Origin of the sequence: Gordonia sp. WA4-43, assembly GCF_020520305.1 — a bacterium.
Taxonomy (GTDB): Bacteria; Actinomycetota; Actinomycetes; order Mycobacteriales; family Mycobacteriaceae; genus Gordonia; species Gordonia hongkongensis.
On record NZ_CP084736.1, the window covers coordinates 946,303 to 964,795 of the forward strand.

The 18,493-nt window shown below is 67.7% G+C and carries 16 protein-coding genes and 1 pseudogene; 10 read left to right on the forward strand and 7 right to left on the reverse strand.

What is annotated here, in order from left to right:
• Positions 1-12: 12 nt before the first annotated feature.
• The gene (locus LEL84_RS04410) at positions 13-981 is read left to right on the forward strand and encodes an arsenic resistance protein (protein WP_226513419.1); all 969 of its coding nucleotides are present in this window, start codon (positions 13-15) and stop codon (positions 979-981) included.
• Here the strand turns inward: LEL84_RS04410 and LEL84_RS04415 are convergent.
• Complete coding sequence (locus tag LEL84_RS04415) at positions 956-1,690, reverse strand: glucose 1-dehydrogenase (RefSeq protein WP_055475422.1); 735 nt, start codon at positions 1,688-1,690, stop codon at positions 956-958. The genes LEL84_RS04410 and LEL84_RS04415 overlap by 26 nt on opposite strands.
• Before the next feature lie 135 nt (positions 1,691-1,825).
• Between LEL84_RS04415 and LEL84_RS04420 the strand changes: the two genes are divergently transcribed.
• Both LEL84_RS04420 and LEL84_RS04425 read left to right on the forward strand, forming a co-directional pair.
• On the forward strand, positions 1,826-2,911 hold the full coding sequence (locus LEL84_RS04420) for a diacylglycerol kinase (RefSeq protein ID WP_055475421.1): 1,086 nt from the start codon (positions 1,826-1,828) through the stop codon (positions 2,909-2,911).
• Between the two features lie 431 nt (positions 2,912-3,342).
• Positions 3,343-4,561: pseudogene (locus LEL84_RS04425) on the forward strand (IS110 family transposase).
• 124 nt (positions 4,562-4,685) lie between these two features.
• Here the strand turns inward: LEL84_RS04425 and LEL84_RS04430 are convergent.
• Both LEL84_RS04430 and LEL84_RS04435 read right to left on the reverse strand, forming a co-directional pair.
• Entirely contained in the window at positions 4,686-5,336 is a 651-nt protein-coding gene (locus LEL84_RS04430; protein WP_055475420.1) for a response regulator, read from the reverse strand.
• Positions 5,333-6,466 (reverse strand): sensor histidine kinase, encoded by a 1,134-nt coding sequence (locus LEL84_RS04435; protein ID WP_226513420.1) that lies wholly within the window; start codon positions 6,464-6,466, stop codon positions 5,333-5,335. Before LEL84_RS04435 ends, LEL84_RS04430 begins: the two co-directional genes overlap by 4 nt.
• A 160-nt stretch (positions 6,467-6,626) precedes the next feature.
• On the opposite strand from LEL84_RS04435, the gene LEL84_RS04440 reads away from it, so the two are divergent.
• From LEL84_RS04440 to LEL84_RS04460, 5 genes are all read left to right on the forward strand, one after another.
• Positions 6,627-7,541, forward strand: a complete 915-nt coding sequence (locus LEL84_RS04440) for an ABC transporter ATP-binding protein (RefSeq protein WP_413466937.1) — start codon at positions 6,627-6,629, stop codon at positions 7,539-7,541.
• Positions 7,538-8,350, forward strand: coding sequence for an ABC transporter permease (locus LEL84_RS04445; protein WP_226513422.1), 813 nt, complete (start codon positions 7,538-7,540; stop codon positions 8,348-8,350). The genes LEL84_RS04440 and LEL84_RS04445 overlap by 4 nt, the downstream gene beginning before the upstream one ends.
• A 103-nt stretch (positions 8,351-8,453) precedes the next feature.
• Complete coding sequence (locus tag LEL84_RS04450; protein WP_226513423.1) at positions 8,454-10,208, forward strand: alpha/beta hydrolase; 1,755 nt, start codon at positions 8,454-8,456, stop codon at positions 10,206-10,208.
• 69 nt (positions 10,209-10,277) lie between these two features.
• The gene (locus LEL84_RS04455; protein WP_226513424.1) at positions 10,278-11,216 is read left to right on the forward strand and encodes a helix-turn-helix domain-containing protein; all 939 of its coding nucleotides are present in this window, start codon (positions 10,278-10,280) and stop codon (positions 11,214-11,216) included.
• Positions 11,216-11,770: a dihydrofolate reductase family protein gene (locus LEL84_RS04460; protein WP_055475414.1), complete on the forward strand. Its 555-nt coding sequence runs from the start codon at positions 11,216-11,218 to the stop codon at positions 11,768-11,770. The genes LEL84_RS04455 and LEL84_RS04460 overlap by 1 nt, the downstream gene beginning before the upstream one ends.
• Positions 11,771-11,803: 33 nt before the next feature.
• On the opposite strand, the gene LEL84_RS04465 is transcribed toward LEL84_RS04460, so the two are convergent.
• The gene (locus LEL84_RS04465) at positions 11,804-12,463 is read right to left on the reverse strand and encodes a PaaI family thioesterase (RefSeq protein ID WP_055475413.1); all 660 of its coding nucleotides are present in this window, start codon (positions 12,461-12,463) and stop codon (positions 11,804-11,806) included.
• A 110-nt stretch (positions 12,464-12,573) separates the two neighbouring features.
• On the opposite strand from LEL84_RS04465, the gene LEL84_RS04470 reads away from it, so the two are divergent.
• Positions 12,574-13,416 (forward strand): crotonase/enoyl-CoA hydratase family protein, encoded by an 843-nt coding sequence (locus LEL84_RS04470; protein ID WP_065629864.1) that lies wholly within the window; start codon positions 12,574-12,576, stop codon positions 13,414-13,416.
• 302 nt (positions 13,417-13,718) lie between these two features.
• Here the strand turns inward: LEL84_RS04470 and LEL84_RS04475 are convergent, their stop codons facing one another.
• Positions 13,719-14,714, reverse strand: coding sequence for an N-acetylglucosamine kinase (locus LEL84_RS04475; RefSeq protein ID WP_065629863.1), 996 nt, complete (start codon positions 14,712-14,714; stop codon positions 13,719-13,721).
• 100 nt (positions 14,715-14,814) lie between these two features.
• Between LEL84_RS04475 and LEL84_RS04480 the strand changes: the two genes are divergently transcribed.
• Positions 14,815-15,282, forward strand: coding sequence for a nitroreductase family deazaflavin-dependent oxidoreductase (locus LEL84_RS04480; RefSeq protein ID WP_065629862.1), 468 nt, complete (start codon positions 14,815-14,817; stop codon positions 15,280-15,282).
• Between the two features lie 25 nt (positions 15,283-15,307).
• On the opposite strand, the gene LEL84_RS04485 is transcribed toward LEL84_RS04480, so the two are convergent.
• On the reverse strand, positions 15,308-16,300 hold the full coding sequence (locus LEL84_RS04485) for a hypothetical protein (protein WP_226513425.1): 993 nt from the start codon (positions 16,298-16,300) through the stop codon (positions 15,308-15,310).
• A 31-nt stretch (positions 16,301-16,331) separates the two neighbouring features.
• Positions 16,332-18,344 carry a molecular chaperone HtpG gene (gene htpG / locus LEL84_RS04490; protein WP_226513426.1) on the reverse strand — a complete coding sequence of 671 codons (2,013 nt, stop codon included), beginning with the start codon at positions 18,342-18,344 and terminating at the stop codon, positions 16,332-16,334.
• Positions 18,345-18,493 lie beyond the last annotated feature (149 nt).

The following is an 18,493-nucleotide window of genomic DNA, read 5'->3' on the forward strand; positions in this document are numbered from 1 at the left end:
CAGAATGATTCGGTGCCAAGACCCGCGACCGTCGTCGACCGCCTCGAACGTCACCAGGTCGCCCTCTACCTCGGCGCGATACTCGCCGGACTGTGTGCGGGACTGGCCGCACCCGGTCCCGCCGAGGGCCTCGAGTCGGCGATCACGCCGCTGCTCGCCGCGCTGCTCTATGTCACCTTTCTGCAGATCCGCCGGTCCGATCTCCTGGAATCGCTGCGTGACCGACGGTTCCTGGTCGCGGTGCTGTTCCTGAACTTCGTCGTGGCGCCTCTTGTGGTGGCCGTGTTGTCCTCAGCGCTGCCCGCCGACGACGCGATCCGTCTCGGCGCGCTACTGGTGCTGCTGTGTCCGTGCGTCGACTACGTCGTCGTGTTCGCCGGGCTCGGCGGCGGGGACGCCCGACGACTCCTTGCCGCGACGCCGCTGCTGCTCCTCGCCCAGATGCTGCTGACACCGCTGTATCTGGTGCTGCTGCTCGGTGACGGACGGTCGGTGATCGAGCCGGAGCCGTTCCTCTGGGCGTTCGCTGTCCTCATCCTCTGCCCGCTGGCACTGGCGTGGCTCACCCAGGCGTGGGCGGAACGATCCGAGGCGGGTCGTCGAGCCTTGGTCGGCGCCACGATGACGATGGTCCCGCTCATGGTGGCCGTACTCTTCGTCGCCGTGAGTTCCCAGGTACCTCTCGTCGGTTCGCGTTTTGCCGACATCGTCGGGGTGATCCCGGTCTACGCCGCGTTCCTCGCGATCATGGTGGCGGCCGGTGTCGCGGTGGCACACATGTTCCGCCTGGCCCCGGAGCCGTCGACGGCGGTCGTCTTCTCCGGAGCCACCCGCAACTCGCTCGTCGTCCTGCCACTCGCGCTGGCGCTGCCGGTCGGGGCGGAACTGGCCGCGGCGACGGTGATCACGCAGACACTCGTCGAACTGATCGGGATGGTCGTCCTGGTGTGGGCGTTCACTTGTGTGGCACGTCGGCGCTGAGGCCGCCGTCCATCACGAACTCGGCACCGGTCGCGTACGAGGACTCGTCGCTGGCCAGGAACACCACGAAGGTCGACACCTCGCGTGACTCCGCGGCCCGACCCATCGGCACGGTCACCATGTCGTCGGGGATCCCCTCGGTCATCGGCGTCCGGATGAGACCCGGGTGGATGGAGTTCACCCGCACGTTGTGCGGAGCCAGTTCGAGCGCAACCGATTTCGCCAGACCACGCACGCCCCACTTGCTCGCGACATAGCCGTGCGCCCAGGGACTTCCGCGCAGGCCCTCCACCGACGAGACGTTGATGATCGAGCCACCGCCGGCGTCGATCATCAGGTCCGCGACCGCCTGGATTCCGAGGAACGTGCCCGTCAGGTTCACGTCCAGGATCTGCTTCCACTTGTCCAGCCGGAACTTCTGGATCGTCGAACCGTTCACGATGCCGGCATTGTTCACCAGGACGTTGACCTTGCCGAACTCGTCTACCGCGGTGGACACCGTCGTCTGCCAGTCCTCGGGCGAGGTGACATCGAGGTGGACGTAGCGCGCCGCGTCCCCCAGTTCGGCGGCCAGCGCCTTGCCCTCATCGTCGAGGATGTCGCCGATCACCACCTTCGCCCCCTCGGCCACGAGGGCCCGGGCGTGCTCGGCGCCCATGCCCCGCGAACCACCGGTGATCACTGCAACCTTGTCGTCTACGCGTCCCATGGGCGGCAACGCTACCGCGACGAGCGCGAAAATAGAACAGGTTCCACCGAAAAATGGTCTACTGAACAGACAAACGTCCGGACAGGTGTACACCACGCCCCACCGGCGCCGATCGAACACAAGGAGTTCCACGCCATGTCCTTCCGGGTAGCTCTCGTCGGAACCGGCAACGTCGGCCGGTTGTGCCTCACCCAGCTGATCGAGGACCCGCGGTTCGAACTCGTGGCCGTCTGCGTGTCCACCCCTGAAAAAGTCGGTGTCGACGCCGCGACGCTCGCCGGGCTGGAGACACCCACCGGAGTCCTGGCGGTGGGCGACCTCGACGAGGTGATCGCGACGAAGCCGGATTGTGTCGTGTACTGCGCCATGGGTGACACACGTCCCGTCGAGGCCTTCGACGATGTGGTGCGCATCCTCGCCGCCGGGATCGACGTCGTCGGGTCCTCCCCGAACACGCTCCAGTACCCCTGGGACGTGATGCCCGCGAAGGCGATCGCCAAGATCGACGAGACCACCGCGGGCAGCGGCGCCAGCCTGTTCGTGACCGGGGTCGATCCCGGTTTCGCCAACGACCTCATCCCGTTCGTCTTCGCAGGCACCTGCCAGCACATCGAGCAGGTGCGCTGCATGGAGATCGCCGACTACGCGACCTATGACGGGGCGACCGTCATGTTCGACGTCATGGGCTTCGGCAAACCGCTCGACGAGACCCCCATGCTGTTCCTGCCGGGGGTACTGGGGTTGGCATGGGGCACGACGATCCGGCAACTGGCCGCCGGTCTCGGCGTCACCGTCGACGACATCGAGGAGATCTCCGAAAGCGAGCCTGCGCCGGAGGATTTCGACATCGCGGCCGGTCACATCGCTGCGGGCACCCGCGCGGCCGTGCGTTTCGAGATCATCGGCAAGGTGGCCGGCGAACCCGTGATCGTCATCGAGCACGTGACGCGGCTTCGAGGTGACCTGCGGCCGGACTGGGCGCAGCCGGCTCAGCCCGGCGGGTGCTACCGCGTCGAGATCACCGGCGAACCGTCGTACACCGTCGACATCATGCCGACGAGCCGCAAGGGTGACCACAACCACGCCGCCATCGTCGCCGCGGCCGGCCGGATCGTGAACGCCATCCCCGCGGTGGTCGACGGGCCCGCGGGACTTCGCACCACACTCGACCTTCCGCTGGTGACGGGCCCGGGGGTTTCGACAGGCTCAACCGGCGGGTAGGCGGCTCAACCGGCAGGTAGGCGGCTCAACCGGCAGGTAGGCGGCTCGACCACTCGGCAGTGCCAATCCGAAAGAACCGCATAACCCCTGGTCCCTGAGGTGCGAGGAGCGCAAGCGACGAGCCACGAAGGGCTTGGCGAGGCGAGTTGCGAAGACCCTAATGGGGGTGGATCGGCGTCCTGCAGGGGATGCTGGTTTGTGTGAGCCTTCCCGGCCGGTGACCACTCCGAGACCCTGAAACGGTGTCGGATTTCTACACGAAGACCGTGGCCCGGCCGGGTAAGGATCACCCGCTAGAACGCTTCTGGGATGTCGTGCCCCCTGAACCATGTGGGGTGAGCACTGATCCATTAGGCCGCGTCAAGGGTGATCACCCCAAGGTTCACACCGACGATCGATCGAGACGACCGAAGACGAGGTGAACGACCGACATGATCTGTGTGGGCAACGACTGGGCGTCGGATCATCACGACGTGTGCGTGATGGATGAACACGGCACCACCCTGGCCACCCGCCGACTACCCGAGAACGCGGCCGGCGTGACGGCGATGCATGACCTGCTCGCCCGGTTCGCCCACGACCCCTCTGAGGTGGTGGTGGGGATCGAAACCGATCACGGCATGTGGGTCGCCGCCCTGGTCGCCGCGGGCTATCAGGTGTATGCGATCAACCCGTTGTCGGTGTCGCGGTACCGCGACCGCCACCATGTCGGGGGCACCAAATCCGATAAGGCTGACGCGAAAACGCTGGCTGATCTGGTGCGGACCGACCGGCACAATCATCGATTGGTCGCCGCCGACACCGTCGAGGTCAAGGCGATCACGGTGATGGCCCGTACGCATCAGAATCTGGTGTGGGCGCGCTCAGCACAACAGAACGTGTTGCGCGCTCAACTGGGCGCCTACTATCCGGCCGCGGTCGATGCCTTCGGCGGCGACCTCGCCCACAAAGACTGCCTGGCGGTGTTGCGTCGCGCTCCCACCCCACGACAGGGAGCGGCACTGACGGTCGCGGCGATCCGATCAGCTCTGAAAAAGGTTGGCCGCCAACGCAATACCGATACCCGTGCCCGCGAGATCCAGCAGGCCCTGCGTGGGGGCGGTCATCTGAGCGCACCGGAGGCACTTACCGCAGCGTATGCGGCGACCGTGACCGTGACGGTGAACATGCTGACGACGCTCAACACCCAAATTGATCAACTGGAAACCAGTATGGCCCAGTCTTTTAGAGCGCATCGCCGACGCCGAGATCTACCTGTCCATGCCCGGAGTCGGTGACATCACCGGCGCCCGGATGCTTGGCGAGTTCGGGGACGACCCCGAACGCTATGCCACCGCCAAGTCTCGCAGAAACTATGCCGGCACCTCACCACGGACCATCGCCTCAGGCAAAGGGCACGTCGTGCTGGCCCGCCATATCCGCAACACCCGCCTCAACGCCGCCGCCATGGCGATGGCGCAAAGCGCGCTGACCGGCAGTCCCGGCGCCCGCGTCTACTACGACAGCCTGCGAGATCAGAAGAAGTCCCACCCCCAAGCCTTGCGTGCGCTCGCCAACCGGCTCATCGGCATCCTCCACGGCTGCCTCAAACACCGCACCCTCTACAACGAACACACCGCCTGGAACCACCGCGCCAACCTCGCCGCTTGACACCTTGCACCCCTGGGATGTCTTCGTGGCTCGCTTCGCTCGCACATCAGGGAGCAGAGATGTAGACGCTCACGAGTGTTCTTTCATAGTCCACGACGGCCGCCAGGCCGCAGATACTGAGTACTCACACCATCCCGGCGTCGTGCATCAGGATCGCGACCTGGACTCGGTTGCCCGCGTCGAGTTTGGTGAAGATGTGCGAGATGTGCGCCTTGACCGTCGCAAGGCTCATGTAGAGCCGTTCAGCGATCTCGGCGTTCGACGCCCCACGGGCGAGCTCGACGGCCACATCACGCTCGCGTGCGGTGAGTCGGTCGACACGTTCGACCGCGGACGAGGTTCGGTGACCGCCGCTGGTGACGACCTGCTTGATCAACGCGGCGGTCACCGAGGGACTCAGGGCCGGTCGACCGTCGAGCACCTGGTGGATGGCCGCGACGATGTCGTCGGGTGGCGTGTCCTTGAGCAGGAATCCGTCGGCACCCATCGCGAGTGCGCGGACGACGTAGTCGTCGGCGTCGAAGGTCGTGAGCACGATGATCGCGGGTGGCGAGGCCAGTGCCTTGAAGCGGCCGGTGGCCGCGATCCCGTCGAGCACCGGCATCCGCAGATCCATGAGGACGAGATCCACGGGCGCCGTGGCATGGGTGTCGAGGGCCTCCTGCCCGTTGCCCGCCTCGGCGACGATGTCGAGGCCGGCATCACCGCCGAGGAGGAGCCGGAGTCCGGAACGGACGAGGGGGTCGTCGTCGACGATCATGATGCGGGCGGTCATGACTGCCACGGTAACCAGACGTGCAACAGGAACCGTTTGTCCTCGCTCACGGTCACCGACTGCCTGCCGCCGTGCAACCCGACCCGCTCGGCCAGGCCGACGAGTCCGAATCCTGGTGTGGGACCGGTCGAACGCGCTGTCAGCGGTAGCGGGTTCTCGACGAGCAGGTCCACACCGTGCTCGGGTCCGCCCCGGATGTGCATGGTCACCGGCGCGCTCGGCGCATGACGCCGCGCATTGGTCAAGGCCTCCTGCACACACCGATACAGCGTGCGTGAGATCGCCGGGCCCAGCGAATCGACATCGATGTCGCATCGGCTGTCCACACGCATCCCCAGCCGGCGCGCCTCCTCGATCAGCGCGGCCAGGTCCGGAACCCCTTGCGGTTCCTCGGGCGCGGCGTCGCCGGGCCCCTCCCGCAGAACCCCGAGCACCTCCCGCAGCTCGGTCAACGCCAGGTGCGAGGTCTCCTGGATGGTCTGCGCCGTCTCGCGGATCTGCTCTCCGGACAGGTCCGAACGGTAGGCCAATGCGCCCGCGTACATGCTCATCGCCGAGATCCGATGCGCGAGGATGTCGTGCATCTCGCGTGCGATCCGCGCCCGTTCGAGCGAACGCGCCTGCATCACCTTCGCCTGCTGTTCGGCCTCGGAGGCCAGCGCGCGCGCCTGCCAGCTGGCGAGAAGCTCACGCCGCGAACCGATGTAGAGACCCCACGCGACCATCGCCGCCGTCGCGACCACCGTGACCGAGTAACTGACGATGACGGGATCGTTCGCCTCGGTCGGAGTGGCGAAGAAGGCGAGGGCGATGATCCCCGCGACAACGGACAACACCGCCTGCGGGATGATCTCGCGCCACCGACGCCGGGTCGACAGGGACACCATGGCGAGAATGCCCGGTCCGAGAGACGACGACGACACGATGGTCACGATGTTCGTGAACGTCGTGACCGGTACGGGATGGCTTCGGCGCCACCAGATGACGATGTAGGAGAGCACCCCGAGTGCGAGGTCGGCGACGAACCACCACCGGGCCTCGTCCCACAGGTACGACGCACGGGTGGCGAAGGTGCCGGCCGAGACGCAGAGCATCACCGCGAGCCGCCACAATCGGCCGGCCCACGTCATCGGTGGTTGGTACTGCTCAGGACGCACAACCGTCACCGTAGTCGGGCGCCGGTGGTGCCCGCGTCCTCCCGATGGGTGTCGACCCCTACGACTTTCGGTCGATACGACGCTGTCCGGAGGTCCGATGTGCACGCCGTGCGGAAACGACACGATGGACGACATGATCACAGTGGAGAATCTGACGAAGCGCTACGGCGACTACGTCGCAGTCGACGACGTGTCGTTCACCTGCCGCCCCGGGCAGGTGACCGGATTCCTGGGCCCCAACGGCGCCGGGAAGTCGACGACGATGCGGATCATCGCCGGGCTGACGCCGCCGACGTCGGGGGTGGCGCAACTCTACGGCGTCGACTACCGGTCCATCCCGAATCCCGGCACGCAGGTCGGCATCCTCCTGGACGCCTCGGCTCAGCACGCCGGCCGGACGGGCGCGGAGGTCCTGCGACTGTCGGCGATGACCATGGGCATCGGCCACGACCGCGTCGACGAGATGCTCGAGCTGGTCAGCCTCACCCCGGAGGAGGCCGGGCGACGAGTGCGCAACTACTCCCTCGGCATGCGCCAGCGTCTCGGTATCGCCGCAGCCCTGCTCGGGGACCCGAAGATCCTGATCCTCGACGAACCGGCCAACGGACTGGACCCGGCGGGCATCCACTGGATGCGAACCCTGCTGCGCGGGTACGCCGATCGCGGTGGCACGGTGCTGCTGTCGTCGCACCTGTTGCACGAGATCGAGATCGTCGCCGACGACATCGTCGTGATCGGCAACGGCCGGATCGTGGCCCAGGGCACCAAAGACGAACTGCTCGCCGGCGCCGGGACACGCGTCCGATCACTCGACGACGCGACCCTCGGCGAGGCGCTGAACGCAGCCGGGATCACCGTGCAGCGCAACGCCTCCGGCGGACTCGATGTCGACGCCGACCCCGTCGACGTGGGCCGCGCCGCGGCCGCCGTCGGCGTCGTCCTCACCGAGCTGCGGCCCGCGGACGGCGCCCAGCTCGAGGCGATGTTCCTGCAGCTGACCGCGGACACCCAGCGTGAACACACCACACTCGAAGGAGCAGCTCGATGACCCTCGCCGACTTCGGCACCCCCGTGCCCCACACCGACGTGATCGACGTCGAGCGCCCCGGAATCCCGTTCTCCCGACTCGTCCGCGTCGAACTGCGCAAGCTCGTCGACACGCGTGCGGGTTTCTGGCTGACCGCCTCGATCGGAGTCATCGCGGCGATCGTCGTGATCGCGATGCTGATCGCGAACCGCAACAGCCCCGAAAATCTCAACCTCGGACAGTTCTTCGGGATGATGAACATCCCGACCGCCATCATCCTTCCCATCCTCGCAATCCTGCTCGTGACCGGGGAGTGGAGCCAACGCACCGCGCTGACGACATTCACCCTCGAACCCCGACGGCAGCGCGTCGTCGGAGCGAAGCTGGTGGCGGCGCTCCTCACCGCCGTCGCGGCGGTCGCGGTCGCGCTCATCCTCGGCGTCATCGCCAACGGAATCGCCGGTCTGGCGTTCCCCGATCCCGCCGGCTCCTGGGACCTGACGCTCGCCGGGTTCGTGAATTCGTTCGTCTCGCAGACCTTCGGCTTGCTGCTCGGTTTCGGCTTCGCCGCCCTGATCCTGAACACCCCGGGCGCGATCGTCGCCTACTTCGCGCTGCCCACCGCTCTGACCGTGGTCAGCCAGCTGGTCCCGTGGTTCAAGGACAATCTCGGCCAGTGGGTGGACACCGGCCTGACGAACGTGCCCTTTCAAGAGGGCGACTGGGCGACCGGGGGCGAATGGGCGAGGATGCTCGTCTCGGCAGTGATCTGGATCGGGCTGCCCCTGGCGTTCGGGGTGCTACGGATTCTGCGGTCCGAGGTCAAGTAACGGACGCCGCTGGATGGCACCACGGTCACGGTCGCCGTAAGCGCCGCTGCCACACCGCGATCGGTGTTACGGTTTCCGGGTTCTCGAGAAAAGAGGAACCCACGTGTCGTCGACCACGCCCACCTCGCAACCACCTGCCGCTCCGGAACCGGACGAAGCATCGGTTCCGGAGCAGTCCGGCGCCACCGGCCCGGCAGAAGGACAGAAGCCGTCGTGGTGGCGGCGGCGGCGGCTCCACCGGTATTCCTGCGTCGGGTTGACGGTCGCGCTCGTCTTTCTGTGGCTGTCGGTGACGCCGTCGCTCCTGCCGCGCGGGCCGCTGTTCCAGGGCATCGTGAGCGGGGCCTCGGCCGCGGTCGGGTACGGCCTCGGTGTGCTGGTGTCCTGGCTGATCCGTTACATGATCTCCCGGGAGGAACCCTGGCCCGCGCCGATGCGCCGACTCTGGGCGGCGCTGGGCCTGGCCGCGATCGCGGGCACCGTCGTCATGCTGGTCGCGTTCCAGCGGTGGCAGGACCAGGTCCGGACGATGATGGGGGTCGACCTCCTGTCCTGGACGGCCTACCCGCAGATCCTGCTCATCGCCGTGGTGGTCTTCGCCCTGCTGATGACCATCGGGCAGGCGTGGGGCGACGGGGTGAAGTGGCTCGTCCGGAAACTCAATCGCGTGGCGCCGCCGCGTATCTCGGCCTTCGCCGCGGCGACCATCGCGATCATCATCACGGTGCTGGTCCTCAACGGCGTCGTCGCCAACTACGGTATGCAGGCGCTGAACTCGTCGTTCGCCGCGGTCAACGACGAGACGACCGCGGACTCCAGTCCGCCGACCACCCCGCAGCGCTCGGGCGGTCCGGGCTCGCTGGTGACCTGGGATTCGCTCGGGCGTCAAGGCCGGATCTTCATCTCGGTGTCGCCCACCGTGGAAGAGCTGAGCGCGTTCAACGGGTCCCCCGCCATGGAACCGATCCGCGCCTACGTCGGGCTCGGCTCGGGTACAGATCTGCGTGCCAATGCCGAACTCGCCGCAGAGGAACTCGTCCGCGCCGGCGGGTTGCAGCGCAAACTCATCGCGGTCGCCTCCACCACCGGCACCGGGTGGATCAACCAGGCGACGGTGGACTCGCTCGAGTACATGTACAACGGCGACACGGCGACGGTGAGCATGCAGTACTCGTACCTGCCGAGTTGGTTGTCGTTCCTCGTCGACAAGGAACGCGCGCGGCAGGCCGGGCAGGCGCTCTTCGAGGCGGTCTCGGAACGGGTGCGCGAGGTACCTGAGGCCCAACGCCCCAAGCTCGTCGTCTTCGGCGAGAGCCTCGGCTCGTTCGCGGCCGAGTCGGCGTTCGGGACCATCCCGGCGCTGAGCGCGCGCACCGACGGTGCGTTGTTCAGCGGACCGACCTTCAACAACAAACTGTGGGTGGACACGACCGGGTCACGCGACGACGGGACGCCGGAAGTGTTGCCCACCTACGACGACGGACGACAGGTCCGATTCATCGCCGACGCACCCGACCTCGACAAGCCGACCACCGAGTGGACGTCGCCGTCGGGTCGCGCGGTGTATCTGCAGCACGCCTCCGATCCGATCTCGTGGTGGAACCCGCGACTGATCCTCCGCGAGCCGGACTGGCTCGAGGAGGAACCCGGACGCGACGTGCTGTCGGCGATGCGGTGGATCCCGTTCGTGACCTTCTTGCAGGTCAGCGCCGACATGGCGGTGTCAGTCGGAGTCCCCGACGGCCACGGACACAACTACATGTCCGCGATCCCGGCAGCCTGGGCCAAGATCCTGCAGCCGCCGGGCTGGACCGAGGCCGAGACCGAACGTCTGATCCCCCTGCTGACGAGGGACTGATCGGCACCGCCGCCCGGTGGAGCAATTTCGGTCGGGCGGGAACGGCTTTCGCGGTTCCATACTCAGAGGGTGACCTCTACCGACCGTGACCGTCTCCGGCAGCTTCTCGACGCGGTGCTGTCCGAGGACAACACCTCGCTCGACGACATGGCCTCGGGCGCCTACGCGTCGCCGTTCCACTTCACCCGGCAGGTCCGGCGCGGTGCCGGCGAGGCACCGGTGGCCCTGCGGCGCCGCGTCCTCCTCGAACGTGCGGCGTGGCTCCTCCAGCGGGGACAGTCGGTGACCGACGTGGCCTTCGAGTCCGGGTACTCGTCCGTCGACGGCTTCTCGCGTGCCTTCAGCCGCGCCTTCGGACACAGTCCCGGCCGCATGGGTGCGGTGGGAGAGCACAGCCACTGGCTGCCGGCGCCGAACGGCATCCACTTCCACTCGCCCACTGCGCTGTACGTCGACAGCGGCTCACCCACGACCGAGGATGCGGGCAACGTGGTGATGCTCATGATTCGCCACGACCTCGACGACATCGAGGCGCTCCTCGACGCCGCGAAGGGGCTCGACGCCGCGTCGTGGACCGCGCCGCGTCTCGCGGGTAACCAGCTGCTGTCCTGGAGTGGACCGGAAGAGTCTCTCGCAGAGGTCATTTCCCATCTCGTCGGCGACAAACTCCCCTGGTTGTCGACGATCGAGGGAGCCGACCTGCCGCCGGCCGCACCGACCCAACTGACCGACCTCATCGAGTTGCATCGCGACATTGCACCGCGCTGGCTCGCCCTGATCCGTGACATCGACCGACGCGGCGCGTGGCAGGACCGCGTGATCGACGCCTTGTGCGACCCACCCGAATCGTTCCTGCTCTCCCAGATCGTCGCGCACGTGTTGACGTTCTCCGCACATCGTCGGCTCGTCGCCCGCTGGATGCTGCGGGACTCCGGCGTCGACGTCACCGCCCCGACTCTCGATCCCGACCCGATCATGTGGCACCGCAGACACTCCGGAGGATTCTGATGGCATTCCGCTACTACACGGCAACGACCCTCGACGGCTTCCTCGCCGACGACCGGGACAACCTCGACTGGCTGCTCAGCCAACCGCTCGAGGAGGGCGGGCCGATGAACTACGACGACTTCTTCCGGCAGGTCGGTGTCGCCGTGATGGGCGCGACGACCTACCGGTGGATCCTCGACCACGAGGTCTCCGACGGGAAGCCGTGGCCATACGACATACCGACGTTCGTCTTCACCCATCAGTCACTGACGCCGGTGTCGGACACCATCTCGGTGGTCGCCGGGAGCCCCGCAGACCTCCGTGACCGTCTGGTCGACGCAGCGGGCGACCGCCACGTCTGGGTCGTGGGCGGCGGCGACCTCGCCGCGCAGTTCGCCGAAGCCGGAATGCTCGACGACGTCATCGTGTCGATCGCGCCCGTCACCTTGGGGTCGGGCCGACCACTCTTCCCGCGCGCCTACGACTTCGAGTTGCAGGACTTCGCACGCAACGGCGCGTTCCTGTGTGCGCGCTACTCACCCGTAGGGCCGCGATCGACTCCCGCGGAGGTCTGACCGGTCGTCGGGCGACGGGCCGGCCCGCGGCGTTCAGCCCTCGCCGACCGAGTTCCGCATGGCGTCGGGCACCTCACCGCGAGCCCACCGCGGCAGGATGAAGATGCCCTCGGACTCGGCCGTGAGCTGGCCGTCGACCGAGATCGTCCCTGTGACGAACGTCTTCACACCCTCGACCCGATCGACGCGCGCCTCGCCGCGGATCACCCCGAGCGGCGTACCGCGCCGATACCGGACGGTGAGGGTGCCGGTCATCCCGGGCACACCCTGGAACTCCGCGGTCGAACCCAGCAGCTGGTCGAAGACGAGCGCGAGCACGCCGCCGTGGACGAGTCCGGCCGGACCCTCGTACTGGGGACCGAGTGCGACCTCGAGCCAGCTGTACTCGGATTCGTGATGGAGCTCGACCGGCGGTGCGATCGGGTTCCGCCGCCCCAGAACGGCATTGCCCCAGGACCGTTTGGTGCCGTCGGAGTTGAATCGGATGCCGAACGGGCCCGGCAGCTGGTCCTTCCGGAGGATCTCGGTGGCGGCGGCGATGAGCCGCCTCGCCTCCGCGATGTCTGTCTCACCGACCTCGGTGCGCACCGTCGCATCGATCAAGTCCCGGACGCTGCCCGCGATCGCGGACGCGAGTTCGGTCCGGTGCGCGAGTTCCTCCGGGTCGATGTCCTCCTGGATGTATCCGCTCATGTGCCCATCTAACAGGGTCGACGCACCGCTCTCGGCCCGACCGGTCGCCGTCGGTTGCCGTCGGCGGATCCGGACACCGCCGGTTCTGACCGCCGAGTAGGCTCCCTCGCATGACAGACCACGCCTGGAACGACCGCGCCTGGACCGCGTTCGACATCACCGTCTCCGACCACATCGCCGAGGTCACCCTCATCGGCCCGGGCAAGGGCAATGCCATGGGACCGGACTTCTGGCAGGAACTCCCAGAGCTGTTCGGGCACCTCGACACCGATCCGGAAGTGCGCGCGGTGGTGCTGACGGGGTCGGGCAAGAACTTCTCCTACGGCCTCGACCTCGTCGCGATGGGCGGGACGCTGTCGGCCGTCCTCGCCGGGGACGCCAAAGCCGCGCCGCGCACCGAATTCCTCGACTCGCTGCGCACACTCCAGGCCGGCATCACCGCGGTCGCCGACTGTCGCAAGCCGGTCGTCGCGGCCGTGTCCGGCTGGTGCATCGGTGGCGGCGTGGACCTGATCTGCGCGGCCGATGTGCGCTACGCCAGCGCCGACGCCAAGTTCAGCGTGCGTGAGGTGAAGGTCGGGATGGTCGCCGACGTGGGCACACTCGCGCGCCTGCCGTTCATCATCGGCGACGGTCACATGCGGGAGCTGGCGCTGACCGGCAAGGACATCGACGCCGCCCGCGCCGAGAAGATCGGTCTGGTCAACGACGTCGCCGACGATCAGACCGCCGTGCTCGAGCTCGCCCGCTCGACCGCCCGCGAGATCGCCGACAACCCGCCGCTCGTGGTCCACGGCATCAAGTCCGTTCTCGACCATTCGCGCAGCGCCGCCGTCCACGACAGCCTCCGCTACGTCGCCGCGTGGAACTCCGCGTTCCTGCCCAGCGAGGACCTCACCGAGGCCATCACCGCCGTCTTCGAGAAGCGCAAACCCGAGTTCAAGGGTCGCTGAGTCGCCCTGAGCTTCGAGGCTCGTCGACCTCGACGCGCTCCGTGGTCGCTTGCTCGGCCCGGCGGCTTGCGCTCCTCGCACCTCAGTACCTGCGGCCTGGCGGCCGTCGTGGACTACGAAAGAACACGCGTGGGCTTCCACATCTCTGCTCCCTGAGGTGCGAGCGAAGCGAGCCACGAAGGGCTCCGCAACCTGCCTCACCAGGCCCTTCGTGGCTCGTCGCTGGCGCTCCTCGCACCTCAGGGAGCAATGGTTATGTCGTTCCTTTGGATTAGGGAGCAATGGGGGCCGCTTCTTTCGGCTCAGGGAGCAGAGGTCCCACGGTAGACGTGCTCGGCCAGCGGGTGTGCGGCGTCGAGATCGGTGAGGAGTCGGACGCCGTCGAAGGGCGGGCCGTGCGGCGGTTCCACGGACACCTCCGGGGCTCGGCGAGAGATGGTGTCGACGAACCGGTTTCGGAGTCGATCACTAGCCGACATCACACCGCCGACCCAGCTCACGCGTGCTGGCTCGCCGGGCCCGCGGCCGCTGCGGTCGAGCGCGGTCATCGCCGACGTCGCCAGTTCGTCGGCGGCGTCGTCGATGACCTGTTGGGCCGCCGCATCCCCGGCCTCCGATGCGGCGTCGACCGCCCGGGCGAACGCGGCGATGCGTGCGACGCGGTCGGGGTCGGCCTGCACCGACATGTACAACTCGGCCAGCGGACCGAATTCCTCCTCGGTGGCCACGCGGAGTGCCGTCTCGGGCCCCCGGCCGTCGAAGGCGCGCAGTGCCGCGGTGATGCCCGACCGCCCGATCCAGTAGGCACTACCGGCGTCGCCGAAGAGGTATCCCCAGCCGTCGACCCGGCGGACACCGCCCCGGCCGACCCCGAGGGTGACCACGCCCGTCCCGACCGCGGTGACCGCGCCGAACTCGTGACGATTCGCGGCCAGATACGCGGTCACCGAATCATGGGCGAGGGCAACGGAGTCGACGCCTGCGTCGGCGAGCGCGGCGAGGAGATCGATTGGGCGGGAGGCGCCGGGGGTCAGTCCGGACACGCCGGCCGCGACCACCGACGGGCCGGGCGACCCGTCGGGACCCGACCTCACCATCGCCGTTCGAAGGATGTCCCGCACGGTTGCGGCGATCTGCTCCACGACCGGTCGGTCGGTACGGATCGGGGGCGCGTCGTGGTCGGAACCACCGTCGGGCGTCTCGATCCGCACGCGGGTGCCGGTCTGGCCGCCGTCGATCAAGATGTGCGTCACGCTGTCACCGGTCGTCACGGACCGCAACGCTACCTCGGTGCCCATCCGCCCGGAGGGCATCGAACCGTCACGGCGTCGGCGGAGACTCGACACGGGTCCGGGGAGTCGACGTCGATTCGCCGAATCCCCGTGACACACTGGGCGCATGACGGTGCGGCGCGGACTCGCGGTGAAGATCGGGTCGATCTCCTGGATGCCTCGCTTCCTCCCGCAGATCGTCAGGTGCGACAGCGTTCTTCAATCTGTGTCGGGACAGCGGCTGAGCCTGCTCGACATCGGTGATCTGCCGAACATCACGATCCGGGTCCCGGGCCGCAAGAGTGGTGCGATCCGGACGACGCAACTCCTGGCCGTCCCGGACGGGTCGGACTGGTTGATCGCAGGCTCCTACTTCGGCGGTCCCAAGATGCCGGCGTGGGTCTTCAACCTCCGCGCTGCCGACGAGATCGAGATCATCGTCCACGGTGAGGTGTCGGAGGCGGTGCCCACCGAACTGGTCGACGCCGAGCGGGACGCGGCCTGGCAGACGCTGCGGGCGGTGTGGCCGAACTTCGATCTGTACGAGAAGCGCACCGACCGCCGCATCCCGGTGTTCCGGCTGCGACCGCGCTGACCCGACCTGGTCGGAACTCGGTGGGTCAGCCGTCGGTGACGAACTCGGGACTGCTCTCGGTGAGGTCGACATGGCCCACGAGGTACTGCTCGTCGACGGTCTCCACCCGGGGGCCGTCCGCGTCGTACTCGGGGGTGTAGGACACCCGCCAGCGCACCGGGCCGACGACGTCGACGACACCCAGATCCGACCCGTCCCGACTGCTGTCCCCCCTCGCATCCGAACCCGGATCACGGAGCAGATAGCGCAGCCCGGACAGGTCTTTCGGAGCCGTCCACCGCACACTGCCGTCCACCGCGGAGCGGTACAACCGTTGGGTACAGCCCGCGACCTGCCGACCCGCATCGGCCTGGGTCGACGCCGCACACGCGGTCAGGTGCGCCGACACCGAATCGCTGACGGCTCCGGCGCCGGTGGCGCTCAGTTCGCCGACGACGCGGACGGACATGGGTCCTCGCGGCGTGGTCGGAGGATCGTCGTCCGCGACGCGCGCGACGAAGTCGGTGTCGCGGGAGCCCCAGCGCTGCGGTCCAGGGAACACGTGCACCGTGTGCCCTTCCTCGACCTCGCCGCCGAAGAACGTCGGTTGCACGACCCGTAGCGACTCGATCCGGACCGCGATCGCGCCGTCGACGACGGCCCAGCCGTCGGCGACCCGTACGGTCCGGATCTCGGTGTCGATGACCCGGGCACCCATCCGGTATCTCGCCCGGACGTTCTCCTCCGGCGCGCCGTCGGCAGCAGGCCTGACCTCGATGTCGCCCAGCGGCGCCGCGGCGCGTTGAGCCCGCAGGACGTTGTCGGACAGAAACCGGGTGTCGGGGCGCGGGTCGATGACACCCAGAGCCGCGTCGGCATCGGCATCGGCGAGCGCGTCGAGATAGGTCTGCACCGCCTCGGACGGGGTGGTCGCCCGCTCGTCCTCGCGGGCCAGCCCGACGACGAGCGCGGCGACCAGCACCACTGCCAGGACGGCCGCGACGCCGCCGAAGACGACGATCCGTCTTCGGCGGCTCACGCGCGGCGTACCCGTGGTCTGGACAGACCGATCAGGACTCCGAACCGGACGACGGTCCGCTCGCCGCGAACGATTCGGTGAGACGACCGGCCAACAGCTTCGCGAACTCGGCCGGGTCGTCGAGCTCACCGCCCTCGGCGATGACGGCCATGCCGTACAGCAGCTTCGCCGTCGGCACCAGTTGTTCGTGATCCCCGGCTCCGTAGGCCTTGTTCAGCGCGGCGACGAGCGGGTGATCAGGGTTGAGCTCCAGTGCCCGCTTGGACTTGGGGAATTCCTGACCGGACGCCCGGTAGAGCTTCTCCAGCTGCGGAGACATCGAGAACGTGTCACCGACCAGGCACGCCGGCGACTCGGTGAGGCGCGACGAGAGTCGCGTCTCACTGACGTCGTCGGAGAGGGTGCTCGTGAGCCACCCCAGCAGGTCGGCGTAGGTCTTGTTCTGCTCCTCCTTGGCGGAATCGTCGGCGTCCTCGTCGTCACCGTCGAGGTCGACGGCGCCCTTGGCGATCGACTGGAACGACTTGCCGTCGAACTCCGCACCCGCCGAGACCCACATCTCGTCGACGGGATCGGACAGGACGAGAACCTCGATTCCCTTCGCGCGGAACGCTTCCATGTGCGGCGAGTTCACGATCTGCTGACGCGATTCGCCGGTCATGTAGTAGATCGTGTCCTGACCGCTCTTCATCCGGCCGATGTAGTCGGCGAGTGTAGTCAGTTCGTCCTCGGAGTGGGTGGTCGCGAACGACGAGGCCTTGAGGAGCGCCTCGCGGTTGTCCGGATCGTTGACCAGACCTTCCTTGAACACCCGGCCGAAGGCATCCCAGAACGTGCGGTAGTCGTCGGGCCGGCCGGCGCGCATCTCGGTGACCGTCGAGATCACCTTCTTGGTGAGCCGGCGACGGATCGCGCGGATCTGGCGGTCCTGTTGCAGGATCTCGCGGGACACGTTCAGCGACAGGTCGGCCGCGTCGACGACACCCTTGACGAAGCGCAGGTACTCCGGCATCAGTTCGGCGCAGTCGTCCATGATGAAGACGCGTTTGACGTAGAGGTGGATCCCGACCTTGCTGTCGCGCATGAACAGGTCGAACGGTGGCTGCGTCGGGATGAACAGCAGCGCCTGGTACTCGAAGGTGCCCTCGGCCTGCAGCGTGATGGTCTCCAGCGGCGCATCCCAGGCGTGGGAGACGTGCCGGTAGAACTCCTGGTACTCCTCGTCGGTCACCTCCGAGCGCGACTTGGCCCAGAGCGCCTTCATCGAGTTGATCGTCTCGGCCTCGACGACCGTCTTCGTCTCCGGCGCCTTCTTCTCGTCCGCGTCGTCGGCGTCGGAGGCCTCGGTGTCGGGGGTCTCCACCGGAACGGTCTTCTCGACATTCATCCGGATCGGCCACGCGATGAAGTCCGAGTACCGCTTCACGAGCTGGCGGAGCTTGGTCGGATCCGAATAGTCGTAGAGGTGATCCTCGGTGTCGACGGGCTTGAGCGCCAACGTGACCGAGGTGCCCTGCGGCGCGTCGGGGACGTCGTCGATCGTGTAGGTTCCGTCGCCGGTCGACTCCCAGCGGGTGCCGGTGCTCTCCCCCGCCTTACGGGTCACCAGCGTGACCTTCTCGGCGACCATGAACGTCGAGTAGAAGCCGATGCCGAACTGGCCGATCAGTTCCTCGGCCGCCGCGTCGGACACCCCGTTCGCGCGAGCCTCCGCGAGCGACCGGCGCAACTCGGCCGTGCCCGAACGGGCCAGCGTGCCGATCAGGCCGACGACCTCGTCGCGGGTCATGCCGATGCCGTTGTCGGCCACGACCAGGGTCCGGGCCTCGGCATCGGGGTCGAGCGTGATGTGGAGGTCGGAGGTGTCGACGTCGAGGTCTTTGTCGAGCAGGGACTCCAGCCGCAGCTTGTCCAGTGCGTCGGACGCGTTGGAGATCAGCTCGCGGAGGAAGCTGTCCTTGTTGGAGTAGATCGAGTGGACCATGAGATCCAGCAGCTGCCGGGTCTCGGCCTGGAACTCGTGGACTTCGGGCTGAGCGCTCATCGCAGACCTCCATGTTCTGTTCTCGTGCACCGGACGGACGAACATCTCCGCGCCGGTGCGACACGTGTGACGGACACCGACTTTACCGAGCGGTGGTGTGGCTACCCTGGGTCGGGGACCGACTACCCCGCACGACATCCGTGCCGTGC